The organism is Phycisphaerae bacterium (assembly GCA_024102815.1).
GTDB lineage: Bacteria > Planctomycetota > Phycisphaerae > UBA1845 > UBA1845 > JAGFJJ01.
Genome location: JAGFJJ010000070.1, coordinates 29313 through 47079, shown reverse-complemented (window position 1 = coordinate 47079; position 17767 = coordinate 29313). Strand labels below are relative to the sequence as shown.

At 63.9% G+C, this 17767-nt stretch carries 8 protein-coding genes and 1 riboswitch; of the genes, 1 reads left to right on the top strand and 7 read right to left on the bottom strand.

What is annotated here, in order from left to right; genetic code table 11:
* The 4 genes from J5J06_18015 to J5J06_18000 all read right to left on the bottom strand — a co-directional run.
* Positions 1 to 456: hypothetical protein (locus J5J06_18015; protein MCO6438993.1), on the bottom strand; the 456-nt coding region annotated here is incomplete at its 3' end.
* A 56-nt stretch (positions 457 to 512) separates the two neighbouring features.
* Positions 513 to 595, bottom strand: a riboswitch (cyclic di-GMP riboswitch).
* 78 nt (positions 596 to 673) lie between these two features.
* Positions 674 to 3214: an AAA family ATPase gene (locus J5J06_18010; protein ID MCO6438992.1), complete on the bottom strand. Its 2541-nt coding sequence runs from the start codon at positions 3212 to 3214 to the stop codon at positions 674 to 676.
* 338 nt (positions 3215 to 3552) lie between these two features.
* The gene (locus J5J06_18005) at positions 3553 to 3897 is read right to left on the bottom strand and encodes a hydroxylase (protein ID MCO6438991.1); all 345 of its coding nucleotides are present in this window, start codon (positions 3895 to 3897) and stop codon (positions 3553 to 3555) included.
* 407 nt (positions 3898 to 4304) lie between these two features.
* On the bottom strand, positions 4305 to 4766 hold the full coding sequence (locus tag J5J06_18000; protein MCO6438990.1) for a hypothetical protein: 462 nt from the start codon (positions 4764 to 4766) through the stop codon (positions 4305 to 4307).
* Positions 4767 to 5843: 1077 nt separating this feature from the next.
* On the opposite strand from J5J06_18000, the gene J5J06_17995 reads away from it, so the two are divergent.
* Entirely contained in the window at positions 5844 to 6218 is a 375-nt protein-coding gene (locus J5J06_17995) for an integration host factor subunit beta (GenBank protein MCO6438989.1), read from the top strand.
* Between the two features lie 220 nt (positions 6219 to 6438).
* On the opposite strand, the gene J5J06_17990 is transcribed toward J5J06_17995, so the two are convergent.
* The 3 genes from J5J06_17990 to J5J06_17980 all read right to left on the bottom strand — a co-directional run bounded on the left by J5J06_17990 (position 6439) and on the right by J5J06_17980 (position 17496).
* The gene (locus J5J06_17990) at positions 6439 to 10713 is read right to left on the bottom strand and encodes an SEC-C domain-containing protein (protein MCO6438988.1); all 4275 of its coding nucleotides are present in this window, start codon (positions 10711 to 10713) and stop codon (positions 6439 to 6441) included.
* 110 nt (positions 10714 to 10823) lie between these two features.
* Positions 10824 to 11123, bottom strand: coding sequence for a hypothetical protein (locus tag J5J06_17985; protein MCO6438987.1), 300 nt, complete (start codon positions 11121 to 11123; stop codon positions 10824 to 10826).
* Between the two features lie 160 nt (positions 11124 to 11283).
* Positions 11284 to 17496: a PKD domain-containing protein gene (locus J5J06_17980; GenBank protein ID MCO6438986.1), complete on the bottom strand. Its 6213-nt coding sequence runs from the start codon at positions 17494 to 17496 to the stop codon at positions 11284 to 11286.
* Positions 17497 to 17767: the final 271 nt, after the last annotated feature.

The following is a 17767-nucleotide window of genomic DNA, read 5'->3' as shown; positions in this document are numbered from 1 at the left end:
GAAGTCGACGTGGCTGATCGAGCCGTTCGGCTCGGCGTCGGTCAGCGACGGGTGCAGCCCTGTGTCACCGGTCGAAGCGGGGACGTAGTAGTAGACGGCCGCTGCGTCGCCCTGCTTCACGCTGACGGCATCCCACGGGATGGTCGAGCTCCAGTCGAAGTAGATCACGCCGTCGATCACGACGACGTTGCTGATGGTCACCGTCCCACCACCGACGATGCCGCTCTCGGCTTCGGTGACGGGGTAGGTGCCGGCCGCCGGCTGGCTGTCGATCTTGAACCCGAAGAGGTAGCCGAGATCGGCGCACGTGGGGTTGCCGGCGACGTCGACCGGCGTGAGGTCGGTCGCACTGGCGGGAAGGGTGAGCCCGCTCACGGCGAGGAGGACGCCGGAGACGATGCTCACCAGGCCGAGGAGGCCGAGGCCCCGACGGCGGCGTGGGCGGGTGGCGGTCATGGCCGCTCCTGTCGTCAGGTCGACAGGGGGTTCGGTGCGCTCCCCGTCGACAGGTTGTCTCCAGGGGCCGGTTTCGCTACTGGCTCCCCGCCGGCAACGCGACCAGATGGGCCGACGGATCTTCGCTTCCCTTGTACGAGCATGATCGCGCCACCCACCGTGACCAGGTAGGGCCGATCGGCCCCACCGGTCACGGTGAGTGGCCAGATCCGGGGGTTCAGACCTCGGCGACGGGGGCGACGACGATCTCGCCCTCGACGGCGTCCACCGCCACGGTGTCGCCGTCGCTGATCGTGCCGGCCAGGAGGTCGGCGGCCAGGCGGTCGGCCACCTCCCGCTGGATGACCCGCTTCAGCGGTCGGGCCCCGAAGGCCGGGTCGTAGCCGGCCGCCGCCAGGTGGGCGAGGGCGGCCTCGGTCACCTCGAGGGTGATCCGGCGCTCGGCCAGCCGGTCCCGCAGGTGCTCGAGCTGGATGTCCACGATCGGCGCCAGGTCGGCCTCGGTGAGGGCCCGGAACCGGACGATCTCATCGATCCGGTTCACGAACTCGGGCCGGAAGTGGTCGATCGGCTCCCCCGGCAGGTTCGAGGTCATGATCAGCACGACGTTGGTGAAGTCCACCGTGCGGCCCTGTCCGTCGGTGAGGCGGCCGTCGTCGAGGACCTGCAGGAGGATGTTGAACACGTCCGGGTGGGCCTTCTCGAGCTCGTCGAGCAGCACCACCGAGTACGGGCGGCGCCGGACGGCCTCGGTGAGCTGGCCGCCCTGGTCGTAGCCGACGTAGCCGGGAGGGGCGCCGACGAGGCGGCTCACGGCGTGCTTCTCCATGTACTCGGACATGTCGATGCGGACCATGGCCCGCTCGTCGTCGAAGAGGAACTCGGCCAGGGTGCGGGCCAGCTCGGTCTTGCCGACACCGGTGGGCCCGAGGAAGAGGAACGACCCGATGGGGCGGTGCGGGTCGGACAGGCCGGCCCGGCTGCGGCGGATGGCGTTGGCCACCGCCACCACGGCCTGGTCCTGGCCGATGACCCGCTCGTGGAGGACCTCCTCCATGCGGACCAGCTTCTGGGACTCGCCCTCCATGAGCCGGGAGACGGGGACGCCGGTCCACTTGGCCACGATCTCGGCCACGTCCTCGGCGTCGACCTCCTCCTTCAGCATCCGCTGCTCGCCCTGGAGCTCGTCGAGCCGGGCACTGGCCTCCTCGACCTGGCGCTCCAGCTCGGGGATGCGGCCGTAGCGGATCTCGGCCGCCTTCTCGAGGTCGGTCTCTCGCTCGAGGTCCGACCGCAGGTGCTCCATCTCCTCCTTGAGGGCCTGGATGCGGCCGATGGCCTCCTTCTCGTTCGTCCAGTGGACGAGCATGCCGTCGCGCTGCTCGGTGAGGTCGGCCAGCTCCTGGTCGAGCGCCTCGAGCCGCTCCTTCGACGGGGCGTCGGTCTCCTTGGCGAGGGCCACCCGCTCGATCTCGAGCTGGCGGATGCGGCGCTCGACGACGTCGATCTCGGTGGGCAGCGAGTCGATCTCGATGCGCAGGCGCGAGGCGGCCTCGTCGACGAGGTCGATGGCCTTGTCGGGCAGGTGGCGGTCGGTGATGTAGCGGTTCGACAGCGTGGCCGCGGCGACGAGGGCCGAGTCCTGGATGCGCACGCCGTGGTGGGCGTCGTAGCGGGGCTTGAGCCCGCGCAGGATGGCGATGGTGTCCTCGACGGTGGGCTCGCGGACGTAGAGCGTCTGGAAGCGGCGTTCGAGGGCCTTGTCCTTTTCGACGTGCTTGCGGTATTCGTCGAGGGTGGTGGCGCCGATGCAGCGGAGCTCTCCGCGAGCCAGTGCGGGCTTGAGCAGGTTGCCGGCATCGACGGCGCCTTCCGCGCGGCCGGCGCCGACGACGGTGTGAAGCTCGTCGATGAAGAGAATCACGCTGCCGGCGGAATCGACGACTTCGCGGACGACGGCTTTCAACCGTTCCTCAAACTCGCCGCGGAACTTGGCGCCGGCGATCAGGGCGCCCATGTCCAACGCGACAACGCGCTTGTTCTTGAGTACTTCGGGTACGTCGCCGGCGAGGATGCGCTGTGCGAGCCCTTCGACGATGGCGGTCTTTCCGACGCCGGGCTCACCGATGAGCACGGGGTTGTTCTTGGTCCGCCGGGCGAGGATCTGCATACAGCGGCGGATTTCCTCGTCCCGGCCGATGACGGGATCGAGCTTGCCCTGCCGGGCGAGGGCGACGAGGTCCTTGCCGTAGCGTTCGAGTGCCTGGTAGGTCTCCTCGGGATTCTGTGACGAGGCCGTGGCACTTCCGCGGAAGTCCTTCAGCGCCGCAAGAATGGCGTCGCGGGTTACGCCACTGAGGCTGAGCGCCTCCTTTGCATCGCTCTTGACTTCGACCAGCGCCAGCAGGAGGTGCTCCGTGGAGACGTACTGGTCCTTCATCTGCTGCGCCTCGCGGTCGGCGCGGTCGAGCACGTCCTGCAAGGCGCGGTTCATGCCCAGCGAACCGCCGCTGACCTTGGGAAGCCGGCCGAGTTCGGATTGGATGATGGAGCGGATGCGAGCGACCTGGCCGCCGGCCTTTTCCAGGAGGGGTACGACGATCCCGCCGCTGCCGCCGGCGGAGCCGACTCCTTCGGGCGACACCAGCGCCGCCAGAAGGTGAAGGGGCGTAACTTCGCCATGACCTGCTGTGCGGGCAAGCTGCTCGGATCGTTGCAATGCTTCGGTCGATTTAACCGTCAATCGCTCGGGATTCATGAGCGTTCCTCCTCATTCCAGTTTGCGGAGCATGCTTCGCCGAAGCCCGAGAACTCGGGCGCGAAACCTTCCCGGGAGTGGGAAATGCAGATCGCGTACCAGGGCGTGCCGGCGCGTAACGCTATGCCAATGCTTGAGTTAAGGGAACGGGATGAGTTGTTGATGCAGGGAATTCGGCTGCCGCTGCCGGAATGGCAGGGCAGGAACCGGGTCGGCGTCTCACCTGACGTACTTGTAACCGGCGGGCCGACCGTGGGAGTACAGCGTGACGGACTCAGCGTTTATCGTCTCAGCCGGCACCGAGGTGTCGCATGAAATCGGTACCGATGGATTCGGGACTACCGCTGCCAGAGACCGTGGTCGTTTCCGCCCTGGATATAGATGGCGAAAGTGCCGTGGCCGGGGATTTCGAAGGGCGGGTGAGCGACTTCACCGCCCGCTTGTACGGCCCGGTCGAGAGCGGTCTTGATGTCGTCCACAAGCCAGTATGGACGAACCACGGGCTCTTCGTTATCGCGCAGGGGCGCACGCACGCCCACCAACCCGCCACCGGGCATCGGGGCCGTTCGGGCGTTGCCAAGCCCGGCGTCCGGTTTGCTGAACTGCACGCCGCCGAACTTCTCGTACGCGGCGCAGACTGAGTCGACGTCTTTGGTCACGATTTCGAGATAGAAGACTTGCATGGTTCTCTCACTGTTCCTGCCGGACTGGCCGCCGGTGTCCTTTGCAACGTCTCCGGCGGCCTGAAGACCGGGCATTGCCCAGAGCGCTGCAACCGATCCGCAGGCCAAAACGGCGAGGGCGGCGAATCGGGGCAGTCCGGCCTTTCCCAAACGTAACTGCGTTTTCATGAGGGGTTCTCCTCGAAATATCGGGAGGGGATCCTCGCTCGTCCGACGCGCTGCTCCTCTCCGCCTTTGGAGACCATAACTGATCCTGCGTGTGATGAATAGACGGCTCAGTTGGGGCGGAAATGTCGCGAAAGGGGCGTGGTGTCTGGCTTTCTTCAGGGTGTTCGCCGCGATGCACAGGGAGATGGCGCGGGGGCCTCAGGCCGGACGTTCGGGTGCTGTAACGAGTGCCTGCGGTGTCACCAGGCCAGATCGATGGACTGTCCGCTCTGTCCGGCATCGCCTGTGCCGGTGTCGGCCGACTGCCCGGCGCCGTAGACGATGGTGGTGGACGAGTAGTCGATGGAGACGGACGTCGAGCTGATGAACAGGCTCGTGCCGGCTCCGGAGTTGTTGCCCCCGAGCTGCGCGAGTGCCTGCTGTCCCTGGTCCTGCTGGTTTCCGAGAAGCTGTTCGATGACGGCCATGAGGATGATCATGCCGATGACGGCGCGAAGCATCTGGTCATTCTCGAGCCCGCCGCCCACCGACTGAAGCATTTGGCCGATGGCATTGCTGATCTGGTTGAGTCCGGATACCTGCGACCCGGAGGAAGGAGAGATGCCGCCGCCGGAGTTCACGCTGGTCGGCTGCTGGGGTGAGATACCCGAGCCGAGAATCTGGCCCGTTGAGTAACTATCAATCGGCAAAATCGGATTCATCGCGTTTCCCCCCGGCGGACGGCGGCCCTCGGTCATGGGTCATTTCAAAGGCCGGGGAACAAGATGGCACACCTGCGACCACGGGCGGCAGCCCGGAGGCAAAAGCGCGTAACTGATTATTTTACAGTGGTTTGCGCTGATGCCGGACGGGGGCGGAGGCTCCCGATTGTGCGGGCGGTGTGGTTTTCAATCCACGCGGTGGTGTCGAGGGCCAACATGGGGGTTCGCGATGCGGCCGCGCCGGAGCGGCAGGAAGACCGGGCCGAATCAGCGTCGCGGCGCAGCGGTCGGGGTAGTTGGCAACAGGCAGGTTGACCCGGAACAACGTGCCGATCCAGACCGACCCGGACGGACCAGGTCGAACCAAACGGTTTCCTCGGGCGAAACGTGATTCTCGAACGAGTTCTCCGCCGAGTTCTCGGACAGACCAAGCGCTCGGCCGCCATCGGCATGGTCGTTGCCCCTTCCCTGGTTGTGGTCGCAAGAGCCAGACCGGTTTCACCGCGGCCAAAGTAGGGGGGGATGAAGATGCGGGGTTTGGGGAAAGCTGCGATCCTGGTGCTCGTACTGGCTCTGCCCGTGGCAGGATGCCAAGCTTTGCGCCCTGCGGATCGGCCCTGTGGAGCCAGAAAGGCCCCGGAGCGCCATGAAGTAGCACTGATTTTCAACCCAGAGCCTCTCGCAGTCGTACCTGAATCGATGGACCGCCGTCCATGGCCGAGCGCGACGGGCCCAAGGACCGGCGAGGAGGAAGTCGAATACACGGTGCAGATCTTCGATCGCCAGGGCTATCCTCTGCGCCCAGACCGCGACTACATCCGCCAGTTTCGCTCGACTCGATCAGGCGGGCGTTAGACCGACCTGCCCGGTTTCCGCATTCTGTGGAGCATATCCCGACTTGAGAGACCCGTTGAAGGCGCGGCGGGAATCCGCTAGGATGGACCGCTGTTAATTCTGGTCTGCAAGGCAGTTAGAGCCGTTCAACTCTGCTCGCCCAAAGCGGACAGGATCGCTCTGCGGCGACCTGTCATTACTGTAATTACATGCTGAACATCGGCTGCAAGTTTGGGGAAAGTCATGGCCACGGTTACCAAGAAGGAATTGATCGATCGCATTGCCGATGCACAGGGGCTGAAAAGAGTAACCGTCAAGCGCGTTGTTCAAGCCTTTCTTGATTCCATCGTGGAAGAACTGGGCAACGGAAACCGGCTGGAGTTCCGCGACTTTGGCGTCTTCGAGTGCCGCGTGCGTGCGGCGCGGGAGGCGCAGAACCCCAAGACGATGGAAAAAGTCCCAGTTCCCCCAAAGCGTACCGTGAAATTCAAGGTCGGGCGGGTCATGCGGTTGAAGCTGGACGAAAGACCGCCCTCCGTCGACGAGGCAACGGGGCTGACGCTGGAGGGCGCCTTGCCCCGGCGCGCCGCCACGCGCAATTCCCGAAACCGGGGCTGATCCACGCCCCCAAGCCGGAAACTACGTTCACTGACTTAATACGCTGGTTGGTTGTCGAAGCAGGGTGTCTCCGGCCGCGAGGGTGCGCGTCCCGGCGCCGGGATTCCCGCCTTTGCCGGGATGGCGAGGCGCGTTCCGCATGGGCCCCGCTCGGCGGGCATGACCCGCCCTTCGGAGCTGGGCAGGTCTGCGCGGGATGAAAGCCCGCGGCTCGCTCGGTCTATGTCCGGCCGTGGCATTGCTTGTACTTCTTGCCACTGCCGCAGGGGCAGGGGTCATTGCGTCCGACGCGGGGCTGCTCGCGACGGATGGTCTCGACCTTCTGCTCGACGTTCTGGGCGCGCATGGCTGATTCCTGGTCGCGAGCGGCGGCCGCGAAGCCGACGTTGGTGGCGTCGGCGTGCGAGAAGTTGACGGCGCCCCCGCTGGTTCCAGCGGTCGGTGACGCGGATCCCGGGGATCCGGGCATCTGGACCTTGAAGACCACGTCGGTAACGCGGTTGGCGATGCGGTTCCACATCTGGGTGAAGAGATCGCGGCCCTCGATGGCGTACTGGCTCTGGGGGTGGGTCTGATCGCCACCCATGGGTCGCTGCATGATGGCCGTCTTGAGGTGGTCCATCTCGAGCAGGTGGTCCTTCCAAGCCTGGTCGTAAATCCGCAAGAGAACGAATTGCTCGAGGCGGGTGAGCTCGAAGCGGAGCATTTCGCGGCCTTGTTCGAGGATGGCGCCGCGAAGGTCGCCGTCGCGGCGGGCGAACTGGGGTTCGTTCCAGGCGACGCCGAAACGCTCCCGAGCCCAGGCAATGGCTTCGTCGTCGGTCTTGCCGTGCACCTGCTCGTCGACTTCCTGCTCGAGCTTTCCCTCGTGAAAGGCGCGGGCGACGTCCAGCAGTTCGGTTCGAATCTCAGGCACCGGCTTCTGCTGAACCTGCTCGGGCGTCCAGTTCAAACGGTACTTGGCGTTGACCCAGCGGGCGAGGAACTCTGCGGCGACGGCATCCTCGGGCCGTGCTTCGCCGAAGGCGCGGTCCAGGGCCGCGTCGATGGGGTAGCTGATTTCGCGCTCGCGGTAACCGGCGCGAATGCGTTCACGGAGGAGGTTGCGAATATCATCGTTGGTCCGCTCGAGGAGCTCCTCGGATTGGAGCTCGATGGCGAACTTGTTGCGGGCCCACTCGGCCAAGGCCTCCTGCGGGTACTTGGGATCGAGATAAACAGCGATTCCGTCGAGATTGAGACCGTCGTAGTAGGTCTCGGCCGCCTCAATGAGGGCGTCCTCAATCTCCTGGGGCTGCATCTTGCGGAGCTGGTTCTGCGTGAAGGAGACCTTGTAGGCGCGTTGCGCCCAATGGAGCAGGCCGCTGATGTCCCACTTGTTCGGCGGATCCTCGGGGTCGATGTATTCGCCGATGACGGTGCCGATCTGCTCGTGGGCTTCGTCGCGGGCCTTGCGGCGAATGCTATCCTGGGCGGCCTCGATGTCGTCGATGTTCACGGCATCCTCGGCGATGGTGAGGTCGAGACGGGCACGGCACCACTCGACAATGCACTGCTGGGCGAATGTGCGCCCGAGGTACTGATCGACGGTGGTGTTGATGGTGTTGTCGATGATGCCGAAGATCAGTTCGGGAAGGTCGCGGCGTTCGAGAATGCGCTGACGGGCGGTGTAGAATTCCTTGCGCTGGAAGTCCATGGGTTCGTCCCATTCCAGCAGATGCTTGCGGGTGGCGAAGTTGCGTTCCTCGACCTTCCGCTGGGCGCGTTCGATACCCTTGTTGAGGCGCTTGTCCTCCAGGCTCGTGCCTTCGGTGAATCCGAGGCGCTCCATCATCTTGAGCATCCAGTCGGACATGAAGAGCTTGAGGAGATCGTCCTGGAGGGAGAGGGCGAAGCGGGATGAACCGGGGTCGCCCTGGCGTCCGGACCGGCCGCGGAGCTGATTGTCGATGCGCCGGGACTCGTGGCGCTCGGTACCGACGATGTGCAATCCGCAGGGGACGTTCAGCGAGCAGACCTTGCGCCCCAATTCGGGGAAGCGGGGATCGAGCTTGGGTTTGAAGCAGTGGGCACAATTCGTCTTGGGGTCATATTCCTCGCAGTTGATGCAGCACTTGGTGACGCCGGTGGGGTAGAGGGCGCCGGGACGGCTTCCGGCGGGGAGTTCCGCCGGTACCCTGCATTTCTCAAAGACGACGCCGGAACCGAGCTTGATGTCGGTTCCGCGACCAGCCATGTTCGTGGCGATGGTCACGTTGCCGTGGGCGAACTTGTCGGCGCCTTTCCGCGGGGGCGTCTGGAACCCGGCCTTGGCGACGATGTCGGCTTCGCGGGCGTGGTTCTTGGCGTTGAGCACTTCGTGCTCGATGCCATAGCGCTGCTCGAGGAGCTTGGAGAGTTTCTCGGAGTTCTCGACGCTGGTGGTGCCGACGAGGACGGGTCGGCCCCGGACCAGATCGCCCATCATCTCGTCGTAGGTCTCGAGCATGAAGCGAATGACCTCCCGGTCGCCGTACTCGGCCTTGTTGAAGTTCTTGAGGGCTTCGTCGATGCGCGACGTGTCGCGGTCGAGCTTGCGAAGAATGGGCTTGAGGGCGGTGAGGACATCGGCGATGAGAAAGGGATCGGCGGGTCGGCCGCGGCGGTGGATCTCGTGGATTTCCTCGACGATGGCCTCGAACTTCTGCTGCACCGTGCGGTACATCTTGTCGTTGTGGTCGATGCGGTTGACGGGGCGGTTGGTGGGTATGGCCACGACATCGAGCTTGTAGATCTTGTCGAATTCGGTGCCCTCGGTCATGGCGGTACCGGTCATACCCGCCTTGATGCGGTACAGCTTGATGAAGTTCTGGATGGTGATCGTGGCGAGGGTCTGCGTTTCCTCCTTGACGACGACGTGCTCCTTGGCCTCGACCGCCTGGTGCAGGCCGTCCGACCACTGCCGTCCGTGCATGAGACGACCGGTAAAGGTATCGACTATGATGATCTGGCCGTTCTGGACGACGTAGTCGGTGTCGCGGCGATAGACCTTGTGGGCGCGGAGGGCGTTCTCAATCAGGTGCGGCCATTCCATGTTGGCGCCGCTGTAGAGGCTGCCAATGTCGAGCAGCTCCTGGGCGATGGTGACACCGTCGTGGGTGAGCCCGGCCTGCTTGCGCTCGATCTGGATGATGAAGTAGCGGCGATACTGCTCGGCGGGCGGTAGCTGGAGGACGTTGGCCTCGTACATCTGGATGGCCTCGACGTGGTCGTCGGTGAGGAAATCCGGGCCGAGGGTAGCGCGGCGGCGGCCTCCTTTGCCCGAGGTAAACTCGATGACTTCCTCATCCTCGTCTTCATCTGTCGGGGCGACGATTTCCTCCGCGGGCTCATTCTTCTTTGACTTTCCACGTTCCTTGTAGCCGAGCACGTTCATGGCGTCGGTCAGCTTGGGAATGTTGTGGGTGTCGCCGTCGAACTTCGCGACGGTCTGCATGACCTTGCGGTCCCAGACGGCCTGGCGGCGGACGAGTTCCTCGGCGACCTTGTCGGCGCGGGGGTAGCGGGAGACGTCGTCCTGAGCGGAGCCGGAGATGATGAGGGGGGTCCGGGCTTCGTCGATGAGGATGGAATCGACTTCATCGACGACGACGTAGTCGAGGGGCCCCTGAACCTGGTCCTGGAGGCGCGATTTCATGTTGTCGCGTAGATAGTCGAATCCGAACTCGGCGTTGGTGCCGTAGGTGATGTCGCAGGCGTAGGCGCGGTGGCGGACGCCCTCCCGTCCGCCGGGGTCGACCTGGGCCTGGATATACCCGACGGAAATGCCGAGGAGCTCGAAGATGGGAAACGCGAACTCGGCGTCGCGCTTCACGAGGTAGTCGTTGACGGTGACGATGTGGACCTTGTGGCCGCAGAGGTTCTGAAGATAGGCCGCGAGGTGGCAGACGATGGTTTTTCCTTCGCCGGTGCGCATTTCGGCGATCTTACCCTCGGCGAGAACGCGTCCGCCGATGAGCTGGCAATCGAAATGGCGGTGGTTCTGGGCGCGGCGAGACGATTCGCGAAGGACGGCGAACGCTTCGGCGTAGATGCCGTCGCGGTCGTAGGCGTCAAGGGCCTTGGCGTAGCGCTTGCGGTACTCGTTCTTGTAGTACTCCTGCACTTGCTCGGTGGGCTTGAGTTCGCTCCACCAGGTGTGGTGGGGCTGCATGACGGCGGCGCAGCGCTCGCGGAGTTCGGCGGTGCGTTCGCGGAGATCACTGCTGCATTCGAAGCGAATTCGCTGTCGCGCAACGGGCTGCTCTTCGGCGGGGAGGGCGTCGATGCCATCGGCTGCGCAGCGTTCGGCGTATCGGGCGTCGAAGTTGCCGCGGATGTCGGATTCGCGCTCGGCGACGGGCGGAACCTGGCGGGCGTAGCCCTTGACCAGACGATCATTGCGGGAGCCGATGAGTTTACGGGGTAGATCGGTGACGGCTTTGAAGAAGCGCGAGGATGTTCCAAGAACGCTCATGGCGGAAAATTCCTGTCAGGGCGGCGCCGGCCGCGGAGTACGGTTGATGTTGAGTGCGCGCAGTTGATGTTTCGACGATAAGAGAGAACGCGGCGTTGTACAACGAGCGGTTACGGGCCGAACCGGCTGCCGATACGTGTGGGGCGGAGGAACCGGGCGAGGAAATGATCCTCCGGGGGGAGGACGCGGACGATGTTACCGTGGACGATGGCGGGGGGAGCCAGCTCCGCGGCCGGGGGCATCGTCACCGACCAATCGACGACAAAAACCGGTGCGAGGGAATGTGCGAGTGCTGCCTCACGGGCGCAGAACACGGCTGTGCCAGGTGTACCGGTCCAATGGATATCACCATCGAGCGCGGCGGCACCGGACAGGAGGGCCAGCAGGGAGCGAGCAACGATTGCGGTCATGGTCAGCCCCATGTGCCGCGTCCGTCGGGATTCGGGCACAGCACCTAGGAGGCGGATTATACACGGGTGCGAGGGAATGGAAACTACGGCCCCCGCCGACGGATGACCGCCGACGGGGGCAGGGGAGGATCAACAATTCTGCAACGCCGCCGGAGGGCGACTATCGACCGCCCAGCGGTGTGCGGCGGCGAGCCGCAAAACCAGCGAGTCCCAGCAGCGAGACGAAGAGGGCCGGCAGCATCCCGATGCCGCAGATACCCGATGGACGCACCGGACGGCCTGTCCCGCCGTTCTCGTTCTGGTTGTCGTTCGTGTTGGTATTGTCATTGACGGTCGGCGCCAGCGAGACCTCGATCAAAATGGGGCCGCGCGTGTTCGAGCCGCCGTTTCCATCCTCCACGGTCAACGAGAGCTCGTAGTCGCCGACTTGTGTAAAGGTGTAGGTGACCACGGCACCGCTGAGGTTCGCGACGATGGCGTCGTTCTGCGTGATCGTCCACGCGTAGGTGAGCGAGTCGCCGTCAGGATCGTAAGAGTTCTCGCCGTTGAACGTAAGGCGAAGCGGCGCCGCCCCGGAGCGCTTGCCGGAGCCGATGATCGCGACGGGGTCCTGGTTGCCCTGCTCGCCGGTGACTTCGACGGTCGTCACGGCGTCATCCGACGCGTTCTTGTTGTCGCGGACGGTGAGGCGCACCTGGTAGAACCCTGGTGTGTCGTACGCATGTTCCACGCGGACGCCGCGGCCAGTCGCGCCGTCGCCGAAGACCCAACGATAGGTCAGCGCGGCGCCCTCGGGATCGGCCGAGCCGCTGCCGTCGAATGTGAACGCCGTCCCGACCGGACCGCGTGACGGATTGACGGTTAGCGCGGCCTTGGGAGGTTGATTGGCACCCGGCGGCGGCTGGCCTGATCCGGCGACGGTGACTGTCCGGGTTGTCGAGGCCTTGTTGGGTGGCGTCTCGGCATCGGCGACGGTGAGCATGATCTGGTACACACCCGCCGCGGCGTAGGTATGCGCAGCCACGCGACCTGTGGCCGTACTGCCGTCGCCGAAACTCCATTCGTACGACGCAGGCGGACCTCCACCGGGGCGGTCGAAGGACAGCGACGCATCGGCGGTGAACTGCTCGCCGGCCACGGGCGGGTCGGGGTCAAGCGTGAAGATGGCGAACGGCGTCGAGGTGCCGGTGGCCGCCTGCGAGAGGCGTACATCGACACCCGGCCACGACGTCGAGGCGCCGCGTGCGTCGGTGAGGGTAGCGGTCACCTTGAAGACGGCCGAGGTCTGCCCGGAGGGGATCTTGAACAGGTGCGTGACGTTCCCGTTCGTCGTGCCGGCCGGGCCGGTCGGCGGATAGGGGCCGGCGGTCTGACCGTCACCGAAATTCCAGAGAATCGTGAACGCATCGCCATCCGGATCGAAAGAATTGATGGCGTTGAACGTCACTTCGTGGTTATCCGTACCATTGAGCGCCGTCGTGGTAATGACCGCGACAGGACGGGAGTTCCCCGCAAGGATCTTGACGGTGGCGGTGTTGGACTTGCCGCCCTCATCCGTGACGGTCAGCGAGGCAGTAAAGTCGCCCTGCGTCGTGTACGTGTGAGATACGGTGCTCAACTCGCCGGGAATGCCGGTTCCGACGGAAGTTCCGTCCCCGAACTGCCACGTGTAGATGAGGCGGTTATTGGGCGACTCGGCGTCGCTGGATTCCGTTCCGGAGAAGCTCACGACGAGTGGCAGCTTGCCACTGGAAGGCGTGGCGCGAATGACGGCCTTGGGCGAATTGTTGGGCAGAATGATGTCCACCGAGGATTCGCCGAATCGGCCGGAAACCGCGTCGGTCACGCGGAGCACGGCGGTGTACGTCCGGGCGCCGGTGTAGACGTGCTGAACGGTCGAGCCGGTGGCGGATGTTCCATCGCCGAAGTTCCACTGGTACTGGAGATCCCGCCCGTCCGGGTTGAAGGAATCCCGACCGTCAAAGGAAACGGCCTCGCCGCTCTTGGGCGTAAGCGGTGACGCTTTGATCACTGCGATCGGGTTCTCGCTGATTCGGCCGCCCACGATATTGACCGGCGCGCTCATGGCGGTCACGCCGGTCGTCGTGAAGACAAAAATGTCTCCCACGGTGAAGGGCGTGGAGCCGGCTTGGATGGTGAAGCGGACGGAATCGTCCGTCGAGGTATAGGGCTGGCCCGTTGTCGCGATATAACCGGCCGGCGGTGTTACGCCTTCGTCCGGCTCGATCTGCGTGACGGTGCTGGAAATCAACCAGGTGGAGCCATCGGTGGAGGTGCACTCGGCCTTCCACGTTTGCGATCGCGCCTCGCCATTGACCACCTTGTCGCTGACATAGGCGTGGTCGACGACGAGCGAGCCATTGCCCTCGTTGTTGCGCCCGGCGCGCGGCGTGGTGTAGGGTTCTTCGATTCCGTCAGAACCGATGCCCGGGACCAAGTGGGCAAAGATGAAGTACTGACCATCAGCCAAGCCGGTGATGTTCCACTGCCGACTGAGGTTGACGAATCCCGGAGTGGACTTGACGACGTCGCCGATGCGATTCGCGGCGGACTGGGTGAAATCGTCAACATCCTGGGAGAAATACAGGCGTATGGTCGTTCCGCCGTAGACGTCGGCGGCGCGGAAGCGAACCTGGTATTGCTTGTTGACGGAGGTTCCGCCGGGCGGATCGATAAACGACAGACTGGGGATGTTCGTCGGCTGCCAGTTGAAGATGACCGAGGCCGAACCATTTCCGTCCAGCGATACGTTGCGGACTTCCAAACCCGAGCAGGCGTTGAGGGTATACCAGCGGCTGGCGGGATTGGTGCTGCAATCGAAGACACGTTTGTTGGTGGAGCCCGGCCAGGGATCACCGGCATCGCCGTAGGGAGGATTGCCGGCTTCGAGGTCGCCCAAACCGTCCGCCTGGACAATGACGTAGTTAAAGCGGGTTCCATTCTGGGTGAGGAACGGCAGGGCTTCCGGATTGGAGCCGATGTCGGTGTGCAGAATCAGCATGCCGCTGGCGGGCATGTTGACGTCGAACCCACTCCCAACGGACCAGAAATAGAAGCGCTCGCCGGGCCGGCTGGGATTCTCAAAGAAGAGATAGCTATCGTCGCGGACGAACTCCGAACGTGGGAGCGTGACCGTGGTATCCACGCCGGGCGTCAGGACGGTAGTCAGATCGACCGGATCGATCCAACGTGTGCAGAACGACTCCTTCAGTGGCGGAATGGAATGAACCAGGGCGATTGGGACCCGACCCGAGCCCGCCATGATATCCCACCGGCCAATCGGGGTATTAATGACGACACCTGGTTCGTCCTTGTAGATGTCGTAGTCATACAGGTCGGGCCAGCCCTCCCATGTGTGGAGATACTCGTGGGCTGAATACGCGACCTGATAGGCGTTGGCCGCCCGCGCGTCATTCATCTCGATGACGAGGTCGTGGAAGAACAGGTTCCAATTGGTCCTCGAGCCTGTGCGGTCGGGGAACGAGTAATCGGAGCTGGGGTCCGCGTCTTCGTTGTGTATCGGGTAGTAACTCGGCGCACGGAGGAAGTCTCCTGATCCGTGCGAGTCCCTTGAAAGAAGTACGATGCCCGAAACGACGCCGACGGGTTCGATGAGTCTGGGAGGATTCACAAAGCCCGTTTCGTCATAAATGGGGTAGGCCGTGGGTACCAGATCTGCCGGCTTCCCCTGGCTGCATTCGATCTGGTTGAGAGAAACCGTGTCGATGTAGTCGTCGAAGTCGACGATGGGATCGAGTGCCTCGACAAGATCTTCGAGGATTCTCTGGCGGTTGAAGGGGTACTGCGTTTCGGTGCCTGGGATACGTCCCAATTCGATGAAGCTATCAACGAGGTAATTCTCGGATCCCTGCGGCCGAACCTCGCCCTGGTCGATGAGACCGTCGAGGTTGTAGTCGCGGAAGCCAAGGTTTTCGCCCTGCCCGCCCAGCGGGCCGGCGTAAGGGTGGAATCCGGCATTGCCATGGACCCAAACCTGCTGCCATTCCCAGTAGTCACCGGTGTTGAACGGCGCCTCGGTCCTCCAGGTCAGGACTTCCATGTTGAGCAGGTTACCGGCGTCATTGTCCAGCGTGCCGTTCGAGGAAAGGGCCAAGGGACCGGCGGCCCTGATCTGGCCGTCGCCGCCGCCCAAGACGGGATAGAGATCCTCACCGTAGATTTCCGTATTGAAGGGGGAGGTCACCTCGCCCAGGGCGAGATCGCCACCTCGGTGATACTTGGAGGACGGCAGATCGTCATATTCCACCCAGCCGTCGAATTGCTGGAGCTTGGATCCCACGCCGCCCTGCTCCTCCGGGAGAATGCGCGCCTGGCCGAAGGAATCCTCGTCGAAAATGCAGGTGACGAATTGGAGCTGCGTGTTGGCTCCGCCACCCGTCCAGCCCACGCCTTCACCGGTAAGCCCGCCACGATTGGCCTTGAAAAAGCGCCGCAGCTGGGCATCGTAACGCTCCCAGTGATTGATGGTGGAATTCCAGGCTGGAACACAGTTGTCGTGTGGGCAGCAGTCGGGATTGTCTTCCCCGCAGTAACGGTCCTTCCATGCTGTTGCTAACCAGGAAGGTCTTGGCGTTGATTTCATCACGGGAAGCGTTAGCGGAGCTTCTGCCACACAACTGAATTCCTCGTTCTCGCGGATGTCGCCGCGCGGCGGAATCCACATCTTGGTCGTGGTGGGGGGGGCGGTTTCATCGCCGGGCTCGAACCAGCGGTCCGGTGGGGTAAACTGGATGTGCCGGCGGTCGAGGTCCGGGCAGAAAAGCAGGGTTACGGTATTTTCGACGGGAAGGCAATCTCCCGCTCCTTCGCAATCGCCGATGTCCGGGTAGCGGCAGAAGCGGCTCGGATTGGCCTCGCACGTTCCGAGTACGGCGACTTCGCAGGCATCGCCGCTCGGACACTTGCATCCACCGAGACCCTTCAGCAAGGGATCGTGGCTTCCAAAAATGACCCGGCCGGTGGACATGGCGATGATGGAATCGGCGTCGCCGGGGTAGTTGTCGCGGATATATTTTTCGTTCTTTTCGCCGAGCGTCTTGGGAGCGTTCGGATTCATGGGCGGAGGGAAGATCGGCGTGGGATCCGTGGGATCGAGGCTCCGGCCGTAGATGGTGCGGACGAACGACTCGAAGGGTTCGACGACGTCGAGCTGGTTGTTGCCGTTTACGTCGTGGAACTCGCATCGGGGCGTTGTGGCACGGACGGCGGGCGTGCAGGAATCGGTCGGCGAGTTGCAGCAAAGCTCCCCGGTGCGACCCTCCTCGAATTGACATTCGTCGGGAATGCCGTCGGGTTCCCCATCGGAACATGATCCCTCTTCGTCGACGCCGGGCAGTCGGTCCGCGCTCTTCTGGGCGAGCTGCGTGCATCGACTGGCGTTGCGCTGGTACCAGTCCGTCTCGCGGCAGTCGTCGCGCTCACAGCCACCGGCGACATCGCACGTGTCGGGGATCAGGTTGCCGTTGCAATCCCTGACGGCTGCGCCGCGGGCGTCGGTCCATGTGGTTCCCGGGCAGGCCGTGTCCGGCTGGCCCATGGGGGAATCGACTGGGAATCCGGCACAGCCTGTCTGACCCGGCCCGTTCGGGCAGCAATCGGGATTGCCGTCATTGTCGGAGTCGGGAAGATAGATGCAGTTTCCCGTGTTGTTGGGGGTGCCGCTCCCGTCAAGGTCGAGCCAGGGGCCGAGCAGATCGGCACGACCGTCGCCATCGAAGTCCATGGCGTTCCTGGCCTCATCGAGGCCGTCCCACCGATCATCGCCGTCTATGTCCAGAAAACGGCCGCCGGGTCGCCAGACGTCAAAGCCGCCGTTCGCGGTCGTATCGTAGCTGCCCTCGGGGAACTCATTTGCGAACGGACCGTTGTCCTCGCCATTGGGATCGCCGTCGATGTCGATGCGCACCATGCCCTGACTGTTGTCAAATCTCTCGGGCTTTCCGTAGGAGAAAAGGATGTCTTGCAGGTCATTGAGGTCTTCGGCGTCCGAAGGCGTGGAGCCCTTGGGCTGGATTGGCCAGGGGAGCTCGATCCAATCGGTGACATCGCCGGTTACGGTCACATCGCCGTAGCTGATTTCCTTCCAGTAGTTCGCGAAGGAGCTGCCAGGACCGAAATAGGCCTGGTAGACGTCGGCAGGATTCTCGAGTGGAGGTTCGCCGGGAGGCACCTGGGCTGCGCCATGCTCCTTGGGAGAGTTGGCGAGCATGACGAGGAACTTCCGTTCCGCGGCATGGCTGCGCTGCGCCGTACCCCATGAAGCGCAAATGGCAAGAAGGACCAGAAGGATGAGCCTGCGGTTCGCACCGGTCAGCATCGTGCGTGTTGACATATTCTGTACTACTCCTGCTCTGGTTACCGCTCTTCCCGAATGAGGAAGCGGCATTGGTCCCTCTCGCGGTTGCTCGATGCCGGAAGAACCTGCACAGCGTTGGCGGCGCAGGACTTCGAGCCTGCCATCAGACGATTGCGGGTGCACACAGCGCAAGCGCAGTGCCTACGAAGGAGCCACATCGGGGGGATGGGATGGGGCGAACAGCGATGCGAGCCGAACCCCGTCCCGTCGGCCGAGCGGAGCACGCCGAGCGCGGTCACCACGACAA

Coding starts and splice junctions, on each gene's coding strand:
- J5J06_18010 (MCO6438992.1), bottom strand. CDS start 3,214: ATGAATCCCGAGCGATTGACGGTTAAATCGACCGAAGCATTGCAACGA.
- J5J06_18005 (MCO6438991.1), bottom strand. CDS start 3,897: ATGCAAGTCTTCTATCTCGAAATCGTGACCAAAGACGTCGACTCAGTC.
- J5J06_18000 (MCO6438990.1), bottom strand. CDS start 4,766: ATGAATCCGATTTTGCCGATTGATAGTTACTCAACGGGCCAGATTCTC.
- J5J06_17995 (MCO6438989.1), top strand. CDS start 5,844: ATGGCCACGGTTACCAAGAAGGAATTGATCGATCGCATTGCCGATGCA.
- J5J06_17990 (MCO6438988.1), bottom strand. CDS start 10,713: ATGAGCGTTCTTGGAACATCCTCGCGCTTCTTCAAAGCCGTCACCGAT.
- J5J06_17985 (MCO6438987.1), bottom strand. CDS start 11,123: ATGACCGCAATCGTTGCTCGCTCCCTGCTGGCCCTCCTGTCCGGTGCC.
- J5J06_17980 (MCO6438986.1), bottom strand. CDS start 17,496: ATGTCAACACGCACGATGCTGACCGGTGCGAACCGCAGGCTCATCCTT.